This window comes from Ruminococcus flavefaciens (genome assembly GCF_900108555.1).
In the GTDB taxonomy this organism is placed as follows: Bacteria; Bacillota; Clostridia; order Oscillospirales; family Ruminococcaceae; genus Ruminococcus; species Ruminococcus flavefaciens_P.
This window is the reverse complement of record NZ_FNWV01000012.1, coordinates 42,463-64,395: the sequence shown is the minus strand read 5'-3', so window position 1 is coordinate 64,395 and position 21,933 is coordinate 42,463. Positions and strand designations below refer to the sequence as shown.

Below are 21,933 nucleotides of genomic sequence, written 5' to 3'. Positions count from 1 at the left end.
ATTCCCCGCTGCCGTTTTCATGTCTTGCATAAAGTGCATTTTTGACATTATATCAGCCTGTTATCAGCTTACGCATAAAGCACAAGTCAAAAACATCGATCACGTTATCCTGACATAGATCACCGTTTTTCCAGTTTGCAAGTTCGCCGCTTCCGAGAAGAAATTTCTGCATAGTTACAAGATCGGCAACTGTGAATTCTCCGTCTCCGTTTACATCGCCGATGACCGCTTCTGCTCCGCCGATCTCCGACTCGGTAAGTGCGCATTTATATATCTTTATGTTGTCGATACTTCCCTTGAAACAGCTGTCATCGGAATAGTAAGACTTTCCGAGATAACAGCTCGTTCCCGAACCCATATCAGCTATCTGACCGTGTGTTTCCGTTGTGTGCAGCACTTCCCTGCCGTCTAAATACAGCTTTGTATCCGCACCGCTCACAACAAGTGTATAGTTATGCCACTGCGTACCGTCAAGGTCATAGATAAGCTCTGTTTCGTCACGCCATGAGTCTGTAGTTGCAGCAAATCTGAACAGCTCCTTTGCCACTCTGAAAAATACATACTTCTCATCATTTTTTCCTGCGGCAAAGGTAAAGAAATTACCCTCTGACTCAGACTTTATGTCCATGCTCACGGTATAATCGCGGCAGCCGTCAAGCATACCCAGAGGAAATTCTCCGTATGTATCATCGCTGCCGTCAAGGTACAGTACCTTTCCTTTCTGAGAGTCCTGTTTTACGGAAGCTCCGCCGTTAAGCGAAAGATTTCCCGTACCGTTCTCAAAATCAATATCAACATAGGGCTTGGCTTTTTCAGCTGAGCCTACAGGAGTTCCGAACACCTTGACCTCATATACCGTAGGTGTATACCAGTTATTGTTGGGATTGTTCTGGAGCGTTGCATTCTGTACATTAAGACGCACATACCGTGCCTTGCCCGAAAGCATATCACTGTTAAAGCCGTATGTCTTGCTTACGACCTCGCTGTTCTTATCAGTGTGGTCGAGAAGCTTCGTCCAGTTCACACCGTCAAGACTTCCCTCAACTGTGTAAGTGTAGTAGCCCTCAGAGCCCTTGCAGATATACCACGAAGTCTGGATATTTGAGAGTTCGCACACTCTTTCAAGATCTACCTGCAAATAGAAAGGCCATTTCTTATAATCGCCGATAGCTGTGAATGAGCTTTGATACGAGCCGTCAAAGGCTTTGGCAGGAGAGTTTCCGCTTTTGGCTGCAAGTGATGATGAAGCAGGTCTGTCCTGAGAGAGAAGCTCCCCCTGCTGTACAGGGTAAAGCTCACCTGTTGATGTATTGTACTTAAAATACGGACAATAATCATAGAATGCAAAGCCATTGTCAAAATACAGCGGACAAAGGGTAGTTCCGCTTGTGGACGAAGCTCTCAGCCAGCGGTATGCGTGCATGAGGTAGTTCTTATCCTGCATATTCACTATCCAGCCCGACTGCGATGAAAAAGTTGATGTATTACCGATACTGCGAAGCTCGCTCCACTTGCCTTTCAGGTCTTTTGTAACGCTGTAGGCTCCGCTGCTTGGATACCAGCCTGCTGCCTGAGAAGTAAACAGGAAGTAGTATCCGTCCTTCTTGATAAGGTTAGGGAATTCACGATACTGATCCTCAAAAAGTGTTGTCACGACTTCCGTAACATCGCTGTAGTCATCGTTCATGCGGAAAATATACATGGTGGCATTTGCTCCCTGTCCTTCTTTGTTGGCGGCAGCTATCAGATAGCCTGCTCCGTCATCATCGAAGAATATAGCCATATCGCGCACCTGTATGCCAAGAGGATTGTATACATGATGAACTGTGAATTGTCCGCCCGGTGTACCTGTGATAACAAGTGCTTTTCCGTCGCTGTAACCGCTTGGCTTTTCCCAGTGCGCCCATACTACCACCTTGTTTTTCTGCGGTATATAATCTATATGCACAGACTCTATCTTGCAGCTTTCCAGCGCAGAATTCTGCGAACTGTCAGCTACATTGCGCTCATTCCCGAAGCGTTTGCCGTCACTTGATGTAGTCTCGGCAAGATAGATATCGTCCTTGCCGTTATGCTTTTTCAGCGAGTAGCTATAGTAGGTATTCCCTACTTTATAACCGCTGGTATCATAGACGAGATTGCTGCCCTTCTGATTGTCGTAGGTGCTGAGTCCCGACGGAAGAACACAGGGAGTAAGCGACTTCACCGAGGAGTACACTTCTTTACCCTTAGACTTGACTCCGAGCTGATAATAGTAAGTCGTTCCCGTCACCATATCATCGTCCTCATATGAAGTTCCGCTGCCCTCATAAACGGATACGAAATCATTTTCGGGATCTGTTGAACGATACAGCGTAAAGCTGTCAGCCGATAGAGTAGTCGCCCATTGCAGTTCCGCATGGTCTGCATTTTTTTCGTCCGAAATACAGAACAGATCTCCAACAAGACCTATCTCGTCCGAAACTGTGACCGAAGCCCTGGCTGCATGAGAAGTTCCGCTCTTTGCGAAGCTTCCCATAGTCATCAGCATTGCAGCACTGCATATGACTGCGGCAGTACGTTTAAAGATACTTTTTATGCTGAATGTATTTTCCATAATATCACTCCTTTTCAGTTTTTTGACTGTCAAGCTTATTATAACATGATAAGTATATTATTGCAATAAAATGTCAGCATTTTATTAAAGGAAAAGCCGTATTCTTCACGAATACGGCTTTTTGAAGTTATTCACCAAAGATGAATTCCTTTAAGGAGATAATGTCACCCTTAGCAATTGAAACATATACATAGTAGCAGAGAATGTAAGATGCATCAAGGGCATCTATTTTGCCGTCCCCATTTACGTCATATGCTTCCTTCTGTTTATCGGTCAGCGGAACTGTCTGTGAAGTTGAATTCTTTGCATATATCAAAAGGATAATGCAGGCGTCAACTGCATCGACCTTTCCGTCACCCGATGCGTCGCCCAATTCGATATCAGGCTCAGTTGTTGTAACAGGTGTACTTGTTGTAGTTGATGTGGTGGTAGATGTTGTTGATGTAGATGTGGTCGTAGTTGTTGTTTCTGTAGTCTCAGATGTTGTGGAAGTTGTGGTCGAAGTCTCTGTGATCTCAGTCGTAGTTTCTGTAGCAGTTGATGTAGTCGAAGATGTAGTTTCAGTAGTTGTACTTGTTGTGGTGGTTGTAGTGGTAGTAGATGAAGTGGTTGATGTAGTGGTTTTGCTTGTTGTAGTTGTAAAGTAATCTTCACCAAGGAATCTTACCTTACCGTCAATTGACTCATTATTTACGCCGACAGTAACATTTTTTTCCCAGTCTGCTCTTGTACTCGGATAGTAAACATTCTGTATTCCTTCACAGCAATTGAATGCATTATCTGAAATAACTGTAACTGTCTTAGGAAGATATACATCTTCAATTCCAGCCATTTTATAGAATGTGTGCTTAAGAAGCTTTTTGCCTCCTCCCACAGTAACATCTGTAAGCGATTTCGGTATCCATCTGCCCCAGCCGTTATCTTCGCTTAGAACAAGGAAGTTTGTAGTTTCATCTTCGTCGAGATTAACTACCTGTTCCTCATCGAAGGCTGTAATATCGGTGGCAATGATATCCTGCACAGCCTTTGTGTACCTGCTGAGGGTATATGCTTCTCCAACAGGTCGATTCATCTTGTCAAAAAGCTGAGCCTTTACAGCGTAATACTGCGGAAGCTTTGAGGTATCAGCCTTGACCCCGCTGTTGATGAGCTTGCCTGCTCCAACAGAAGTTTCAACACTAAGAGTATTTTTTGAAGTCTCATCATCAATGAACGAGACTACGATCTTAGCATCAGCAGATTGAGTAGATGCTATCTGCACCAGACCTGTCTCGCTGTCAAATTCCAGAGATGTAATCTGGAACTGGTATTCTTCGGTGTTTGCAGCAAGTGGATCAGGTACGTCGTTTTTGGCAGCTTCACCCTTGAGAAAGCTTCCCAGCGAGTTTGTTGATCTTACATCAAATTCGCTTGAAGCATTTTTCGCTTTCTCTTTAGCTGCCTTTGCTTCGTGACCGGCACGGTATGATTCCTGATTTGGCAGAACAGCTACAGTACATATCACTGCACTTAGTACGCCTGCGATTAGTCGGTTCATAAGCATTTTTCGTCATTCCTCATTAATACATCAATTGGTATAATATACCAGATATATATTATACTTAAAAAATACTGCTTGCTAATAATTTTTTGGTCAATTTCAACCTTTTTGTACCATAAAATGCGATAGTTTAAACAGGCTTTTTAACTTATAAACAGGGCAAAACGCGATATAAGTCAGAGTCGTCATTTTTCAGTGTCAAAGGTATATAGAAAATCATATAGTCAACTCAAAAACAGGTCAAAAAATAAAAAAATCCCACATATCCATACCCTGTGGGTACAGACTGTGGGAGATCATTTTTCAATTATTTCCGCAAAGACAGCTTTCAGCAGTGAAGTATCACCCTGAGCAGCCTTTATCGTTGCAATAGCAAGCATATCCGCATCACATAATGCAAAGTCGATATCATGATCGGCATTTCTGACAAGCAATGTGATGAAAAGCCTTAACGTTCTTCCGTTCCCCTCACGAAAAGGGTGAAGCATATTCAGCTCGTGATACAGCTCCGCTATCTCAGAAACGAATTCATCATATTCCATGCCGCAAAGGAGATCCTGCACTTTCAGGCGATCAAATCTCAACTTTCCAAGCCTTTCAAGCTCATTATGATCGCAGAAAACCGTGCCTTTTTTCGAGATGTTTATAGTACGTACAGTGCCTGCCCAATCGTACAGATCACTGAAAATAAGCTTATGAAGCCCCTTGTAGAAATCAAAATCCACATCAACGAATTCCAGCTCCTTTTCAGCCTTTGCAGAACAAGATGTAACAATAATGGATTCCGCTTCACACAGAAGCTCCTGCTCTCTTATTTCAAGCTTATTGATGAGGACAGTCGTCCCCGGGTAGCAGCTGTCCTGACACCCTTCAATGCTATATACAGCCATTATGACCTTTCTGCGCATTTCTGCGCAACTATCTTTATAAGCTTATCGTGTGAAAGTCTGTTGTCAGCATACTTTTTTATCAATTCAACCGCTTCCTTGCTAAAGCCCAGACCTTCCATTTTGGCGGAAGCGATCTGATTTTTAACAGCCTTTTCAGTTGTAACACCGTGCATTCTATCAGCTCCTTACTTTCACATTATAACCGAAACAAATATCATTGTCAATAGTTTATTATGTGCAAATGTGCGTACTTTGACTGACTCTCATATATCACAAATGTGTCAGATGTAAAACGGCTCTGAACTATGCTTTTTTCAGCATATCAAAGAGCATATGTAACGCGCAGGCAGCAATTAATTACAGCATATTCACCAATCTATCGCCTGTCGGATTGTATAAAGCTACAAATAATTCCATTATCCTGTTTAATTCACAAAATGTTATCAAATTCTTTGCAATTATGTGATAAAATATGATTATGATGCTATATAGAATCGATAATAAGATTCTTTTTCAAAATTGATCTGTGAACCAAACAGGGCTTAAATTTTATCCCTGAATAAATTTTCATCTTGGGGGGACTCATTGTGGGGACTATAGATTTTGAAAACTGTACTCTTGAAAATGTAGTTGCTTTTGTGACTGAGGAAGTTGACTCTATCATTGTAGTCGACGGAAAAAATGATAGATACAAAACCATTGTCCGAAAAGGTGTGTTCGTTGATTTCATAGAAGAACAGGGACTATATAAGGACCTCATTGCCAAACTATGGTATCACTTCAACAACAGTTCAACAGGTGTTGTGGAGGATTATCATGTCTTTATCCCTACATCGGGAAAATTCATCGGCAAATACAGCAAAAGATTAAATATCGAATGTCACGGCGTGCCTCATGTTATACAGATGACGATATATCCTACAGCTCAGGAAGACATATATATCTTTATCCTTGATGAACTCGACGGAAGCCAGTACGTTGACGAAACTCTTACAAACAATAAGGTCAAATCCATTCAGAATACATATCTTTTCTCAATGTACGTGGATATCGTACAGGATACAACAAACAGTATCAGCGTTACGGAGTTATCCGATGAAGTAATGAATCAGCAGCTTAAATATTCCGAATGGCGCATGATGATCGTTAATATGATATGGCCTGACGATCAGGCTCTGTTCCTTCAAAGGACTTCCCCCGAATACCTCAAGAAGAACCTCGCTCCGGGCAAGACCTCATCATATGATTGTCTTATGATGAATCTTGAAGGAAAGTACATATGGGTAAAGCTTATTTTCTCCCGTGCCGAAACCAACAATGACGAGGATTTCAGATTTGTATTCATGGTACAGGATATTCACGATAATACAGTCGAGCTTATGTCCACGCTGAAAAAATACGAGGAACTTGCTTCAAAGGACACTCTTACTTCCGTATACAACCACGGACGTATCGAGACCGAGATACGCAACGCCATTGAAAGCAAAAAAAGGAAGCAGCAGAATACTTCCATTATGATGATAGATATTGACTATTTCAAGAGCGTAAACGACAGATTCGGTCATTCTGTCGGAGATGCAACTCTCGTTCGTTTCGTTAATACTATCTTAGATATCATAAAGGCTCGCGGCGCAGTACTGGGACGCTGGGGCGGAGAAGAATTCGTTGTTGTACTTTATGATGCCGATGCAGAAAACAGCTTCAACTTTGCCGAAAAGCTGAGAAATCAGGTCGCCGAAACAGATTTTGAAAATGTCGGACACATAACCTGTAGTATCGGTATCACACAGATAGATATAAATGACGACTTCGGAAACGCATTTGACCGTATGGACAAAGCGGTATACGAAGCAAAATCAGCAGGAAGAAACTGCGTAAAGGTCATATAAACAAAAGCCCCTTTTGAAAAGGGGCTTTTTTCATTACTATAAAGGATAATTAAGTATTTACTTTGCGGCTTTTTTCAGTGCTGAAAACACCTGCTTCTGTACGGGGAAGCGCTGCCTTTTCGGAACATCTTTTTCATACTGATGCATAAGTTCTTCCGCATCTGTCTTATCGAGCATTCCGATAAGCTCTGTAGTAAATCCGTGAACTGCGTTCATCATCCAGTAAGCACTCAGTGACTCATTAAGTTCCGAGGGCACATGATAGATATATCCCAGTACTTCACGTATCTCAGCCGAAGAGGGGCTGCCGCTCCCGAAGCTTTTAAGCTCTGCTTCAAGCTTTTCCGCAAAAGCGTCATGGCAAGGATCATCTGAGATCTTTTTCCCCATACCGAAAAGACCGTCACCTATTTTCTTCTTGCTTTCAAGCTCTTGTACCTGCGCGATATATTCGCTGTAAAGCTTTTTTACCTCAGCCATGCCCATAAGACTTTCCCCTTTCAGACAGTTTTGCTCTCGGCTTCATCGATTTCAGAACTATCCTCTTCCTCAACTGCTTCTGCCTCAACGGTTTCATCATCAGCTGTATGATCTTCTTTGATCTTAGCTGCATCAAGATCAATAAGAAAACGTTTTCTCGAATAGATAACAAACGCTATGGCTGCTGCCAGAAAAACACCGCCTATTATCCAGCACAATGTCTTGCTCATGGAAGTATCCTCAGCCGATGATATCTTGAAAGCAAGATAGCAGATATAAAAGGCTACTATCATTCTCAGTCCGGCGGACTTATAAGCTTTTGAACGCTTTTCAATGTCAAATTTTACTTCGTTCATAATTATTCCCTTTCACATAAATGCAGATTACGGCCCGGAGTCCCCATGACTGCTCCGAGCCGTATTATTAGCCTCTTAACCTGCCTTACCTGTCTTCTTGTTTGAAACAACGTCAAAGATAACAGCAACGAGAAGAACGCCGCCCTTGACAACATACTGCCAGTTGTTGTCAAGTCCCTTGATTGACATACCCTGGTTGATAACACCGAGGAGTATAGCACCTACCATAACTCCGCCGACTGTACCGCTTCCGCCGTATGCAGAAGCACCGCCGATGAAGCATGAACCGATAGCGTCCATTTCAAATGAGTTACCTGTATCACCGTTTACAGAACCAACACGTGCTGCAACGAGGAGACCTGAAAGACCTGCAAGTACTGACATAGATGTATATGCCATGAAGTAAACCATCTTTGTATTGATACCTGAAAGCTTTGTAGCCTTTTCGTTACCGCCGACAGCATAGAAATGACGACCGAATGCTGTCTTGGAAGTGATGAACGCATAGATACCTACAACTGCAAGTACCCAGATAGCCATTACAGGGATACCCTTGTAAAGTGAAAGCTTCCATGTGTAAGCAAGTACAAGAGCATCAATAACGAGTATCTTGCCGAACTGTGATATAGCAGACTCCTGCTTGTAGCCCTTCTTAGCCTTCTTTACGCGCTTGAGAACAGTTACTGCAATAAGAGCAACTGCAATGATTATACCCAGAATGAAAGCAGACCACTTTTTATCAGCGGTATCTACTCCGGGAACTTCGATATAAGAAGTAAAGATATCAAGGAATTTCTTGCCTACAGTGCCATCTGACTGAGGGATAGCGATAGTCTTTGACTCAAGGATCGCACGTCCGAAACCTCTGAACAGGAACATTCCTGCGAGAGTACAGATAAACGGCGGTATATGTACATATCCGATCCAGAAACCCTGCCACATACCGATAAGGCATGAGAATACAAGACAGAGTAAAATAACAACTATCGGATTAAGATTATGTTTGGTCAGCATTTGCGCGGCTATAGCACCTATAAAGCACACCGTTGAACCAACTGAAAGATCAATGTTACCGCCTGTGAGGATACACATGAGCATACCGCAGGCAAGCACCAGAACATATGCGTTCTGTATCAGAAGATTTGAAAGATTCTGGGGATAAAGAAGTCTCTGTTCCGTCCACCAGGCAAAAAATATAAATACCACGACCAAGGCTATGACCATGGTGTATTTCTTTATGAATGTTTTAACGTTCATATTACACTCCTTCGATCATTAATTTTTGTCGGAACTAAGGATAGCAGACATGATCTTTTCCTGCGTAGCTTCAGAAGCAGGCATCTCTGCGACCATTTTTCCTTCGTTCATAACATATATACGATCACACATACCAAGCAGCTCGGGCATTTCCGAAGATATCATAACAACTGATTTGCCCTGTGCCACAAGTTCATTCATAATGCAGTATATCTCATACTTTGCACCTACGTCGATACCTCTTGTAGGTTCGTCAAGTATAAGAACTTCAGGATCTGCAAACATCCATTTTGCCAGCAGCACCTTCTGCTGGTTTCCGCCTGAAAGGTTTCCTACTGCCTGCTGTACGGAAGGAGTCTTAGTTTTGAGCCTTCCCTTGTAATCCTCTGCAACAGCATTCTCCTTGTCAACGTTTATGATGCCCTTGCTGCACACCTTTTCAAGACGTGCCATAGTAGTATTTTTTGCAATACTCTCAGACAGTATCAGACCATTGCCCTTTCTGTCCTCGGTAACGTATGCAAGTCCTGCTTCGATAGCGGAACGGACATTTTTAAGCTCCATGTCCTTGCCGTCTATTTTTAGCTTTCCGCTGATGCTTGAACCGTATGATCTTCCGAAAATAGACATTGCAAGCTCGGTACGTCCTGCACCCTGCAAGCCTGAGAAACCAACGATCTCACCGCGGTGGACATTGAATGATACATTATCAACTACCTTCTTTTCGGTATAAAGCGGATGATGAACTGTCCAGCCGCTAACCTCCATGCCTATCTTATCGCTGACATTATGCTCGCGTGACGGGTAACGGTCGCTGAGTTCACGTCCGACCATTCCGCGAATGATACGAGCTTCATCGATATTATGCTCTGCATTGTCGATAGTCTCGATAGTAGAACCGTCACGGAGAACTGTGATCTTATCCGCAACATATGATATCTCATTGAGCTTATGGGAAATAATGATAGAAGTCATGCCCTCTTTCTTAAAGCCTAATAAAAGATCGAGAAGCATTTTTGAATCTTCTTCATTAAGTGACGAAGTAGGCTCATCAAGTATGAGCAGCTTAACGTTCTTGCTGAGAGCCTTAGCGATCTCGACCAGCTGCTGTTTACCTGTACCGATATCCTTTATAAGGGTAGTAGCCTCTTCTTTAAGACCTACCTGACGCATATGCTCGCCTGCTTCATGGTAAGTCTTGTCCCAGTCGATACCAAAGTGTCCCTTCTGCTCGTTGCCAAGGAACATATTCTCACCAATGGAAAGCTCGGGGATAAGAGCAAGCTCCTGATGTATGATAACGATGCCCTTTTCCTCGCTGTCATGCAGTGTCTTGAACTGGCAGGTCTCGCCGTTATATACTATATCTCCCGAATATGAACCATAGGGATATGTTCCGCTGAGAACATTCATAAGTGTGGATTTACCCGCACCGTTCTCACCAACAAGGGCGTGGATCTCGCCCGGTCTTACTTGAAGATTAACATTATCAAGTGCTTTTACACCCGGAAACTCCTTTGTTATCTTTTTCATTTCAAGTATAAATTCTGCCAAGTATATCCCTCCTTCACCCTGCGAAAATGGCTATTTACCGTTCGCAGATGACCTGAAAATTTAGAAAAAGGGGCGGGCATAGCCCGCCCAGAAAGTATTATTACGTTATTCGTTTATCAGGTCGTGGAAGCTGTTGACTCCAGATACTTGTTAGCACTATCCCACTGATAGAGACCTGTGTCTACAAGCTTATCCAGGTTATCCTTAGTGATTACATAAGGAACGAGGAGGTATGAAGGAACAGTCTTTACACCGTTGTCATATGATGATGTATCATATGTTGCCTCAGCAGAAAGTGAGTCAAGAAGGCTTGCATCAGGTGTCTGACCTGAAAGGATAGCCTTTGATACTTCAAGAGTAACGCCTGCTTCATCGCTTACGTTCTTATATACAGTCATTGACTGCTTGCCGTCAACGATATTCTTGAGGTTAGCGATATCGCCGTCCTGACCTGTAACGATAGGAACATTCTTACCGTTATAGTCTGAAGAGATAGCCTGAGCTACACCAAGAGCTGTTGAGTCATTTGAGCAGAGGGCAACGTCAAGCTGTGTGCCGTCTGAGTAATATGATGCAAGAGTATTCTGCATATTAGCAAGAGCTGTATCTGTTGACCACTGTGCTGTAGCAACCTGCTCGAACTTCTTCTTGCCTGATGGGATATTGAGCTTTCCGTCGTCGATATACTTCTTAACTGCGTCGTATGCACCGTTGAAGAAGAAGCCTGCGTTATTATCAGCAGGATCACCTGCTGTGAACTCGATATTGAAAGGACCTGTAGCATTATCAAGGTCAAGAGCCTCAACAACATACTCGCCCTGGAGCTTACCTACTGTGTAGTTATCGAATGATACATAGTAAGAAACAGCGTCTGTGTTCATGATAAGACGGTCATAAGCGATTACAGGGATACCTGCATCCTTTGCATCAGCAAGTGTCTGAGAAAGTGTGCTTCCGTCGATAGCAGCGATAAGGAGAAGGTCTACCTTATCAGCGATCATTCCCTGGATATCGTTGTTCTGCTGGTTATCGTTGTTGTCTGAATACTTCAGCTCAACAGAATAGCCTGCTGCCTCGAACTGTGACTTGAGGTACTCACCGTCACGGTTCCAACGCTCAAGAGACTTTGTAGGCATTGCGATACCTACTGTCTTTCCGGCTGCACTATTGTTGTTGTCAGCACCTGCGTCAGCCTCTGTAGCAGCATCGTCAGCCTTAGTTGTTGCTTCTGCGTTGTTGTTGCTGTTGTTATTAGTACTTTCATTAGACGAACTATCTCCGCAAGCAGTGAATGCGCCTAACATTACCAGTGAGCTTACAGCAGCAAGAAATTTTTTCATTTTCATTTGAAAATTCCTCCTTTTAAAATGTTAAAATTAAATTGTTAAAAAATTGTTGCCATTCTTTATTTTATAACGATAGCCGTTATAAAATATTTTACTCTCTTTTCTTTGAAGTGTCAATATGTTATACAAGCATTTTGGCGGATTGAATAACATCGCTCAACAATTTATATGCATAATGACAATCGACGCTTCATTCGGTCTTTCTTTCGTGTTACAGATATATAAAAATCGCGCGTTTTATACAAATGGTATTCCATTATGTGTACTCTGTCTTTCTATATAGTATAAACGAAGCACGGCTGCCCAAGTGGACAGCCGTTTAAAAAATTTTTTATTTACTTAAATCCCCGACCTTATGGAGAAGGAATTCCTGTATGCGGAGAGCGTCATTATTTGTAATTCCCTTTGATGATTTATCAACGTCAGCGTTGACTTTTCCCTGCTCCGTAAGAGCGTATTTGTCGCTTCCGCCTACACCGTACTTGTCAGGATTTGCAAGTGACTGCATTATGAGCACAACATCGCCCATGTCAACTGAATCATCACAATTTGCGTCGCCGCTCTTTGTAGGTTTCAGAACTTCATATGATACAGTCGTCGTAGTTGTAACAGAAGTCATTGTAGTTGAAGTAGTTGTTGCAGCCGAAGGCTCGGATTTTACGTTATCTTCAAAGAATGACATATCCCATGCAAGTGCTGCCTGCCATTGAGGAGTCATAGCATTTACGGAATAAGCCTCTACAGAGTCGGCATATTTCTTCTGCGTACCGCCTCTTTCGTTATATTCAATAAGAGTTGATTTTGAATAATAATCGCTTATCAGACCGTTTGCTCCGGAAACCATTACTCCGTTGGGAGCTTTTGGGTAACTGTTGTTCAGCTCATTGAGCCAGTAATAGCTTACCGGATCATTTACATGATATGAACCGTAGCCTGTAACATAGGATATACCAAGAGCATTTCTTCCGAAGATGTAATTCAGTGCATTCTCGGCATAGTTCCTGAACGTCTCATCTCCCGTAGCATCATAAGCATAGGAAAGAAGTACCGCATTATCAGCCATGATCGCATTTGAACCGTATTCATAGCCTATAAAGAAATCCATGACATACGGGATATAAAAATCTCCGCAGTATGGTTTATACGGTGCTTCCATATAGTTGTTTTTCGTATCCTTTGCAGCAGTATCAACGATATTCTTCGCAGCCGCCTTGATATTCACGCTTATTTTCTGCTTATCCTCTGCACTTACATTATCGCTGAGATAAAGCGACAGTGTTCCGAGATCGGCAGTATTTTTCTCATCGAAGGTATTTAATGAATACTGATAAAAGTCTGTTGCGCAAAAGCCTGATGTTATACCAAATGCATCATCAGTATCAATTTCTTCATTTTTCCCCTCATAAGCACTGAGAGCATCATAGTACTCCTTATCACCTGTAGTTGCAAAAAGCTCACAGGCTGCCCAGTAAGCCTCATCTCTTACACTGTAATCGAGAGAGCCCATACCTTGATCAGGGGTAAATGCAGTATCATTTTCGGACCGCGTACTCCTATAAGAAGCAACATCCCATTGTTATCGGTAAGCCATTATCGACTCCCACGCTGCCTTGGCATTTGCAAGACACTTCTCGGAAAATTCCTTGTCTATGCCCTTCCACAAACGCGCAGCCTGAGCAGCACAGGCTATCATATCAAATGTTGCAGCATAAGTCGGCGGAGTGACAACACGCACTTTTTCTAACTTTTCGGGATTTTTATAGGTCTCTCTGTAATCATAAAAATAAGCATTTTCTACATTATGATATACAAAATTTGCGTATTTATCGCCCCATATGCTGTCCTTTTCGGGATCTACCATCATTTTGAACATGAATTCAAGCTCATATCTTGCTTCATCAAGAACATCAGGAGCAGCTTTACCTGTAGTCTCGTTTTCGGGGACGTTCATTGTCTTGCCGTCAGCCCACTTATCAGCAGTACCGTTTTTCAGTGACATTTCATACATATTCTGGAGAAGCCATACCGTATTCGCTCCTGCAACAATATCCTTTGTCATAAATTCATCAGTATACCAGCCGCCCGAAACTTTAAACGGTGTTTTTTTATCAGCTGACGATTGATAGTAATAACTGTAAGACTCATGCCATTCCTTCTGCAAATACGCCTCATCAGCCCAATAGAAATCCTTATGTGCAAGCTTTGCCTTATTCTTTTCGTCATCACATGAGGTGATATACTTCTCCTCGATATCTATGCCCGAACGTGACTGATATAAAGAATTCATTGTATCACTGAGGACACTTTTATATATGTTATTTCCTATAGTAAATTCATGGCTGATGAATTTTTCATAGCTCCTGCCTGTTTTCTTATTAGTATAAGTATTTTCGGCATCGTCCACACGGATAGTATATTTTCCCTGAGCCGTCACCTCGGAAAAATCAATTATCTGACAGTATTCTTCCGCCTCCGTATCAAATCCGAGAGGCTGTGTCTTGCCCTTGTAAACTTCATTTCCTTTTTCATCAAGCACCTGAAAGTCCATGCTCTTCTTTTCAGTGCTTGTTGCATATGCGGCTCTTTTCACTGAATAAGGATAATATCCCAGCTGATTGAGTCTTACATCGCTTCTTGGATTAACTACGCCAAGTTCGTCCTCCTTATCCCAGCCGCAGGTTATTTTGTCACTATCGGTACACTCCCCACAGGTCACACATTCCAAGGACATATTATCGAATTTGAGCACAGTATCAGTAGGAAAAGCTCCAAACTGCCCGTACTTCCATGAACGTGCAAATTCAAATCCCCACACTGCATCATCTATAGTCTTTTTAGCTGTAAATGTTGAGTCAAATGAATTTTTGCCCTTTTCGATCTTGACCACCGTCCATGCTTCAGGGAATGAGTCTTTATTATTCCGCCATATCAGATCACCGGAGTCATAAACAAAATCATCATCTGTCATGTCATATAGAGAATCTATATATGTATCGAGCTCGCCCTCTTCTGTTGACTCTAACTCCCAGTGTACTTTATAAGTATGCCCCTCTTCGAGATGTATTTTTTCGTGTCTGAACTGTAGATCTGAACGCTCACCGTTTCCATGACCGAGTATCTTGATATTATACGAACCGTCCTTAACATCATACGAAGCATCTGCCACCGAATAAGTCAAGACTCTCCATGGTTTGGCGATACCGTCCTCAAAATCGCTTGTTCCGACACACTGTACTGCCGCCGCATCAGCTGTATCCGCCGATACATTTGCAGGTATCAGTGAAAACATCATCGCCGCCGCTGATACCGTAGCAGTAAGCTTGCTGAATAGTTTTTTCCCTCTCTTTTCATGTTTTTCGTCCTCCTCATTGTTGAATAATAGAATAAAATATAGTTATGGTGCTTCTATTATTATAGACCATTTTCCCAGTTATTTCAATACTTTTGTGCAAAATAGTATCCACTTCATACAACAGTGCTCCCACTTGAAAAAATCAGCGGCAGATGTTATAATAATATGAAAAAGGAAAAAGGTGGACAGCACTATGGCAAAAATAATGATAATAGATGATGATACACATATAAATGATATGCTCTGTGAAGTCCTGCAAAGCGAGGGCTACACTGTATCAAAGGCGTATTCGGGTACAGAAGCACTGCTGCTCCTGTCAGGAAGAAAGCCCGACCTTATACTTCTTGATCTTATGCTCCCGGGACTCAGCGGCGAAGAGCTGCTGCGCAATATAAACGGTATCCCTGTTATCGTAATCAGTGCAAAAACAGCCACTTCTGATAAAGTCGGGCTGCTTCTCGGCGGTGCTGCCGACTACATCACAAAGCCATTTGATATTGATGAGCTCCTTGCAAGGATAACCGTACAGCTCCGCAAAAGCCGCAGTTTATCGGAAGGCGTGATAAGATGCGGAGAATTGCAGCTCGATACCGACTCTCACACCGTAAAATACGGTCAGAAGGATATAAAGCTCACAAGAACCGAATACGCTATATTGAAGCTTCTCATGCAGAACGAAGGACAGGTAGTCGCAAAGCTCACTATACTTGATAAGATAAGCGATGATACTCCCGACTGCACCGAGGACTCGCTGAAAATACACGTTCATAATCTCCGCAGGAAGCTGAAAGCCGTATCCGATACCGACTACATATCAGCCGTATGGGGCATAGGCTTCATGCTGAAATGTTAACCATATCTTAACTCATTCCTTAACCGTTTTCTTAACCATTTGATGCTATAATGGTCTCAGAAAGAAAAAAGGAGGTTCTTATATGGACTATGTACTAAAAACAAATGCCATTTCAAAAAAGTACAAAGACTTCAAAGCACTTGACGGACTTACCATGAACGTGCCAAAGGGTTCTATATACGGATTTGTAGGCAGAAACGGCGCAGGAAAAACTACGCTCATACGCACGATATGCGGACTTCAGCCGCCCACTGACGGCACATTCGAGCTTTACGGAGTAAAAAATACAGACAGTGCCATATCCGACACAAGAAAGCGAATGGGAGCAGTTGTAGAGACTCCCTCTATCTACCCTTATCTCACAGCTAAACAAAATCTTGAGATACAGCATAAGATAATGGGCGTTCCCAGTCTTAAAAGTACGGACGCGCTTCTTGAGCTTGTAGGTCTTAAAGATACGGGAAAGAAAAAAGCAAAGGATTTTTCCCTCGGTATGCGTCAGCGTCTCGGAATAGCCGTTGCACTCTGCGGAAATCCCGATTTTCTTGTACTTGACGAGCCCATAAACGGTCTCGACCCACAGGGAATAATCGAGATGCGTGAGCTTATACTCAAACTCAACCGCGAAAAGCATATAACCATACTCATATCCAGCCATATCCTTGACGAGCTTTCAAAAATAGCTACTCACTACGGCTTCATCAACGGCGGACAGCTTATCCGCGAAATGAGTGCCGAGGAGCTTGAAAACGAGTGCCGCAAGTGTGTGCGAATGAAAGTCACCGATACTTCCGTCCTCGCAAGAACTCTTGACGGAATGGGCATAGAATATAAGATAATCGACAACGAGACAGCCGATGTCTTTGCTTCACCGAATATAACCAAGCTTGCTTTCAGCCTGTGGGAAGAAAAATGCGAGATACTCTCCGTATCCGAGCACGATGAGAGCCTTGAAAGCTTCTTTATATCACTTGTAGGAGGTGGCAGCAATGAATAAGCTCTTAAAAGTAAACATAAGCCTGATGAAATACAGATTTGATGTCAAATGCTGTATTGTATTGGGCGCAGTTCTCGGCGTAGTCGAAACCGTTGCGTGTCATCTAAAAGATGACCTTACATGGTTCGGTATGTTTGAAATGGGGGTACTCATGGTAATGATGATGTCGGCAGTAGGCGGACTGTTCATAAGCCGTGATTATTCAAACAATACCATACGCAACAAGCTTACCGTAGGTCACAAAAGAAACGATATTTACCTTGCAAACCAGATAACTGAGATACTCATATTCTGTCTGCCATTGATACTTTATATAATAACTTCCGTCATTTGTAACATCTGCTTCATAGGCACAAAGGATCTTGATATATCCGCCTTTACAAAGAATGTTATGGTCTGCCTTTTAGCGAATATTGCAATATCTGCCATAACCACATTTATAGCTATGACTGTCAAAAGCAATGCAGGCGGAGTTCTGCCCATAATCCTTATGTACCCTCTTCTGTTCTTTTCTGTTATGGCAGAGGAATTCCAGGATATAAAGTGGCTGAAAACCATTAATGACATAAGTCCTCTGAGTCAGCTTACGATTCTGTTGACACCTGATAAAAACCCGTGGACACATATATTCTATTCAGTACTGATAACCATAGTATTTATACTTGGAGGAATGGCCATATTCCGCAGGACCGATCTCAAATAAACAGGAGGCAAAAAATGGTATTATGTCTGTTATGCGCCGCAGTAGTTATAATACTGCTAATTGCAAAGATATATACGCTGAAAAAGTCAGCACGGGAAATATCCGAGCAGTTTGCTGACAGACTGAAAAACGATACCAATAATCCTGTCTATGTTACAAGCAGCGACAAGGACATAAAGCATCTTGCCGACAGCATAAATACTCAGCTCTCCATACTCCGCAAGGAACAGCTCTCATACATCAACGGCAACAACGAGCTGAAAAACTCCATCACCAATATATCCCACGACCTGCGCACTCCCCTTACAACTATACGCGGATACCTTGATATCGCAAAAAAGACCGACGATACACAGAAGCTCCACAGATATATGGACATAATCTCAGAGCGCACGGAAGCCATGCAGAAGCTAACAGAGGAGCTTTTCTGCTACTCCATGATAGTATCGAAGGACGAAGCTCCCGAGCTTGAAGATGTCTATATCAATCAGCTCCTTGCAGAGAGCATCAGCAGCTTTTATCCTGTTCTTACGCAAAACAGCATAACACCTTCCATAGATATCACCGATGAAAAAATAATACGCCGTGTCAATAAGGAGTCAATGTCCCGTGTATTCTCAAATATTCTCAATAATGCGGTGAAATACAGCAAAGGCGACCTTGATATACGCCTTGACGATGCAGGTGTTATAACCTTCTCAAACACTGCCGATGAAATAACTGCTGTGCAGGCAGAACAGCTCTTTGACCGTTTCTATACCGTAGAAACAGCCCGCGGTTCAACAGGTCTCGGGCTTCATATAGCGCGGTATCTGCTCAGCGAAATGGGAGGAAGCATTACCGCACTCTACGAAAACGGAAAGCTCACATTCACCATAACGATATGACTTCAGCCCTCACAGCAATGCTGTGAGGGCTTTTTCAAATGCACAATTTATAAATTATTCACATATTATCATTGACTATATATGATAAAAATGTTATAATATAAGGGATAAAATACGATATTATTGTCATCAATTGATTTTATTTAACTAAATATACATTGTGGGGGGTTTTTGTATGTTCAGCAATGATAAAATATTCAATAAAATAGCTGAAGCTCTCCTTGTCGACTATTCTAGCGTTTACTATGTCAATGCTATCACAAACGAGTATCAATGGTATTCCGTAGATCCCGAGTTCCATTCTCTGCACATAGAACAAGGCGGCGAGGACTTTTTCAAGAATATAATCCGTGATGCTGATAAAGTCGTCTATGAAGAGGACAAGCACATTTTCATGGAGGGCTTCCAAAAAGAAAAGCTCCTTTCCGATGTGAAAAAGGGCTCGATGCAAAGTATAGAATACCGCCTTATGATAGACGGACAGCCTGTTTATCACACTATCAGACTCATTCGCGGACTGAACGATGACGAGGATTTCTTTATACTCGGTGTCATCAATATCGACGACAGAGTCCGTGACCGCGAAAGATTGCAGCAGGCAGAGCACGAGCGCGAGATATACACACGTATATCCGAATCTCTTGCCTCATATTATGATGTATTGCTGTATATCGACGCAGAAACAGAAAAATTCACAGAGTTTTCGTTTGATAAAAAAACAGGCACGATATGCGTAATAAAAGAAGGTCAGATGTTCTTTGACGATCTGTCTGCAATGATAAACAAGAATTTCTATCGCCTTGACCAGAAAAGCGTTATGAGGTCGCTGACCAAAGAAAATCTCAAAGATGAACTGAAAGATAAAAAGCAGTATATCATCGAATGTCGTGTGATCTCAAACGGCGAACCTGTGCATACACGTTTAACTATCATGCTGTCAAGCAATCATTCGCATTTCATTATCGGCGTTGAAAATATCGAAGATGAGCTAAAAAAAGAGCGTGAACAGCTTAAAGCACTGAAAATCGCCAATGAAATGGCTCGCCGCGATGAGCTTACAGGAATAAAGAACAAAAACGCTTTCTACGAGCTTGAAAAGACCGTACAGAACAATATCGACAACGGTCTTGACTACCTGCCCTTTGCTATCGTTGTATGCGATATCAACGACCTTAAACGAATAAATGATTCTCTCGGTCACAAGGCAGGCGATGAGTACATAAAGGCTTCATGCAAGCTAATATGCGATATCTTCTCTCACAGCCCTGTTTTCAGAGTGGGCGGCGATGAATTCGTGGTATTTCTCAGAAGCTCAGACTTTGAAAACCGAACCTCTCTTCTTGAAGAGTTACACAATCGTGTTATAGATAATCAGAGAAAAAATGAAGGACCTATTGTGGCAAGCGGCATGGCTGTTTACAATCCTCAGCACGATAGAATGTTTACCGATGTTTTTGAACGTGCTGACACAATGATGTACGAAAACAAAAAATGGCTCAAAGAAGGAGCTGTTAAGCCTCATATGCACGGTCCTGACAGTCTCGATGCACCAATACCTATTGAAAGGAAAAAGAAGCTCGATGCCCTTTTTGATGCCTTTTCCGTTGTAGCTGAGGACACTTACGTCTATGTATGCGACATGAAGCATGATTACTCACGCTGGTCAAAGGCTGCTGTAAAGATCTTTGGTCTGCCTTCCGAATATATGCTCGGCGCAGGCGGTATATGGGAAAAGCATATCCACCCTGATGATGTTGAGATATACCATTCGGGAATAGCTTCCATCTTCTCGGGAAATGCCTTAGGCCATGATATGCAGTACAAAGCAAGAAAGCTCAACGGCGACTATGTTCTCTGCACCTGCCGCGGCGTAGTTATCAGAGATTCCAACGAGATACCCGAGTTTTTCTGCGGCTCGATACGAAACCACGGTGTACACGGACATATTGATCCGCTTACAGGTCTGAAAAATCAGTACAGCTTTTTTGAGGATCTGGAAACAAATATGGTCAAGAATATAAAGATGCGCATATGCATGATAGGTATAGGCAAATTCTCCGAGATCAACGAGGTATACGGATATCACTTCGGCAATCTCGTTCTTCAAAAATTCGGAAGATATATGTTTGATAACACCAATAAGTCAGAAAGCATCTATCGACTTGATGGAACTAAATTCGCAGTTATATCCACTCTTTCAGTTGAAGAAATGAATGACAGATACGATAAACTGCGCACACATTTCAGACAGGGCTTTTTCGTTGATGACAAATACATTATCCTTGATCTGAACGCAGGTCTGCTTACGGTAGATAATTTCCTGATAGATGTTCAGACCGTATATGCCTGCCTTAACTTCGCATACGGCGAATCAAAGGTTCGCAGGCAGGGCGATCTTGTTGAATTCTACAATGACCTCAACGACGAGAACAAGCAAAGGATAGAAAAGCTCCATGTAATAAGAGCTTCTATCATGCAGGATTATCAGGGCTTTTACCTGCTGTATCAGCCTGTTGTCGATGCTGTATCGGAAAAGATAATCGGCGCAGAGGCACTTCTCAGGTGGAAGAATGATGAATACGGCATAGTACCGCCCGATCACTTCATTCCTATACTTGAAAAGGATCCCCTTTTCTTCAAGCTTGGTCAGTGGATACTGAAAACCGCTATACTTGGCGCAAAAGAGCTTATGAAAAAGTACCCAGACTTTATAATAAATGTCAATCTTTCATATACTCAGCTTGAGAAAACGAATTTCCTCGATATGGTATTCGATACCCTTGAGGATACCAACTTCCCTCCCGAGCATCTCTGCCTTGAGATAACGGAGCGATGCAGGCTTCTCAACATGGATATGCTTAAAAACATAATCGTAAATCTTCGCGGAAGAGGCGTACTGATAGCACTTGACGACTTCGGAACTGGCTTCTCATCAATGGAGATAGTAAAAGAACTGCCATTCGATGTTATAAAGATCGACAGAAGCTTCGTTATGAAGATAGAAGATGATCTGAAAGAGCGCACATTTATCAAGACTTTTGCAGAAGTATCCTCAACATACGGAGCAAAGGTCTGCGTAGAAGGAATAGAGACAGCAGCAATGAGACATATCCTGCTGAATTATCATGTACACAGCTTACAGGGATATTACTATTCACGCCCGATAGAACTTGAAAAGCTGCTCGAAATGGATAACAATAAAAAAAAATAATTGCAAAGCAGCATAAACGCAT

The 21,933-nt window shown here is 42.5% G+C and carries 15 protein-coding genes and 1 pseudogene; 6 read left to right on the top strand and 10 right to left on the bottom strand.

Annotated elements, in window-relative coordinates; all coding sequences use genetic code 11:
- Positions 1 to 52: 52 nt before the first annotated feature.
- The 4 genes from BLW60_RS13725 to BLW60_RS16890 all read right to left on the bottom strand — a co-directional run bounded on the left by BLW60_RS13725 (position 53) and on the right by BLW60_RS16890 (position 5,199).
- Positions 53 to 2,596 carry a LamG-like jellyroll fold domain-containing protein gene (locus tag BLW60_RS13725; RefSeq protein ID WP_074718351.1) on the bottom strand — a complete coding sequence of 848 codons (2,544 nt, stop codon included), beginning with the start codon at positions 2,594 to 2,596 and terminating at the stop codon, positions 53 to 55.
- A 127-nt stretch (positions 2,597 to 2,723) separates the two neighbouring features.
- Positions 2,724 to 4,133: a dockerin type I domain-containing protein gene (locus BLW60_RS13720; protein WP_139283428.1), complete on the bottom strand. Its 1,410-nt coding sequence runs from the start codon at positions 4,131 to 4,133 to the stop codon at positions 2,724 to 2,726.
- Positions 4,134 to 4,432: 299 nt separating this feature from the next.
- Entirely contained in the window at positions 4,433 to 5,026 is a 594-nt protein-coding gene (locus BLW60_RS13715) for a Fic/DOC family protein (RefSeq protein WP_074718347.1), read from the bottom strand.
- Positions 5,026 to 5,199, bottom strand: a complete 174-nt coding sequence (locus tag BLW60_RS16890; protein WP_175460946.1) for an antitoxin VbhA family protein — start codon at positions 5,197 to 5,199, stop codon at positions 5,026 to 5,028. Before BLW60_RS16890 ends, BLW60_RS13715 begins: the two co-directional genes overlap by 1 nt.
- Positions 5,200 to 5,613: 414 nt before the next feature.
- On the opposite strand from BLW60_RS16890, the gene BLW60_RS13710 reads away from it, so the two are divergent.
- Positions 5,614 to 6,915 carry a GGDEF domain-containing protein gene (locus tag BLW60_RS13710; RefSeq protein ID WP_074718345.1) on the top strand — a complete coding sequence of 434 codons (1,302 nt, stop codon included), beginning with the start codon at positions 5,614 to 5,616 and terminating at the stop codon, positions 6,913 to 6,915.
- 57 nt (positions 6,916 to 6,972) lie between these two features.
- On the opposite strand, the gene BLW60_RS13705 is transcribed toward BLW60_RS13710, so the two are convergent.
- The 6 genes and pseudogenes from BLW60_RS13705 to BLW60_RS17220 all read right to left on the bottom strand — a co-directional run bounded on the left by BLW60_RS13705 (position 6,973) and on the right by BLW60_RS17220 (position 15,197).
- Entirely contained in the window at positions 6,973 to 7,401 is a 429-nt protein-coding gene (locus BLW60_RS13705; RefSeq protein WP_074718343.1) for a hypothetical protein, read from the bottom strand.
- A 14-nt stretch (positions 7,402 to 7,415) separates the two neighbouring features.
- On the bottom strand, positions 7,416 to 7,751 hold the full coding sequence (locus BLW60_RS13700) for a hypothetical protein (protein ID WP_074718341.1): 336 nt from the start codon (positions 7,749 to 7,751) through the stop codon (positions 7,416 to 7,418).
- A gap of 75 nt (positions 7,752 to 7,826) precedes the next feature.
- Positions 7,827 to 9,008 (bottom strand): sugar ABC transporter permease, encoded by a 1,182-nt coding sequence (locus BLW60_RS13695; protein ID WP_074718339.1) that lies wholly within the window; start codon positions 9,006 to 9,008, stop codon positions 7,827 to 7,829.
- A gap of 18 nt (positions 9,009 to 9,026) precedes the next feature.
- Entirely contained in the window at positions 9,027 to 10,562 is a 1,536-nt protein-coding gene (gene mmsA, locus BLW60_RS13690) for a multiple monosaccharide ABC transporter ATP-binding protein (protein WP_074718337.1), read from the bottom strand.
- Between the two features lie 116 nt (positions 10,563 to 10,678).
- A complete protein-coding gene (locus BLW60_RS13685; protein ID WP_074718335.1) occupies positions 10,679 to 11,908 on the bottom strand; it encodes a substrate-binding domain-containing protein in 1,230 nt (409 codons plus the stop codon).
- A gap of 331 nt (positions 11,909 to 12,239) precedes the next feature.
- Positions 12,240 to 15,197: pseudogene (locus tag BLW60_RS17220) on the bottom strand (glycoside hydrolase family 9 protein).
- Between the two features lie 256 nt (positions 15,198 to 15,453).
- Here BLW60_RS17220 and BLW60_RS13670 point away from each other — a divergent pair.
- The 5 genes from BLW60_RS13670 to BLW60_RS13650 all read left to right on the top strand — a co-directional run bounded on the left by BLW60_RS13670 (position 15,454) and on the right by BLW60_RS13650 (position 21,911).
- A complete protein-coding gene (locus BLW60_RS13670) occupies positions 15,454 to 16,113 on the top strand; it encodes a response regulator transcription factor (protein WP_074718329.1) in 660 nt (219 codons plus the stop codon).
- Positions 16,114 to 16,195: 82 nt separating this feature from the next.
- Positions 16,196 to 17,110: an ATP-binding cassette domain-containing protein gene (locus tag BLW60_RS13665; protein ID WP_074718327.1), complete on the top strand. Its 915-nt coding sequence runs from the start codon at positions 16,196 to 16,198 to the stop codon at positions 17,108 to 17,110.
- The gene (locus tag BLW60_RS13660; protein WP_074718325.1) at positions 17,103 to 17,813 is read left to right on the top strand and encodes an ABC transporter permease; all 711 of its coding nucleotides are present in this window, start codon (positions 17,103 to 17,105) and stop codon (positions 17,811 to 17,813) included. The genes BLW60_RS13665 and BLW60_RS13660 overlap by 8 nt, the downstream gene beginning before the upstream one ends.
- Before the next feature lie 14 nt (positions 17,814 to 17,827).
- Positions 17,828 to 18,700 carry a sensor histidine kinase gene (locus BLW60_RS13655; RefSeq protein WP_074718323.1) on the top strand — a complete coding sequence of 291 codons (873 nt, stop codon included), beginning with the start codon at positions 17,828 to 17,830 and terminating at the stop codon, positions 18,698 to 18,700.
- A gap of 175 nt (positions 18,701 to 18,875) precedes the next feature.
- Entirely contained in the window at positions 18,876 to 21,911 is a 3,036-nt protein-coding gene (locus BLW60_RS13650) for a bifunctional diguanylate cyclase/phosphodiesterase (RefSeq protein WP_074718321.1), read from the top strand.
- The last annotated feature ends 22 nt before the right edge of the window (positions 21,912 to 21,933 follow it).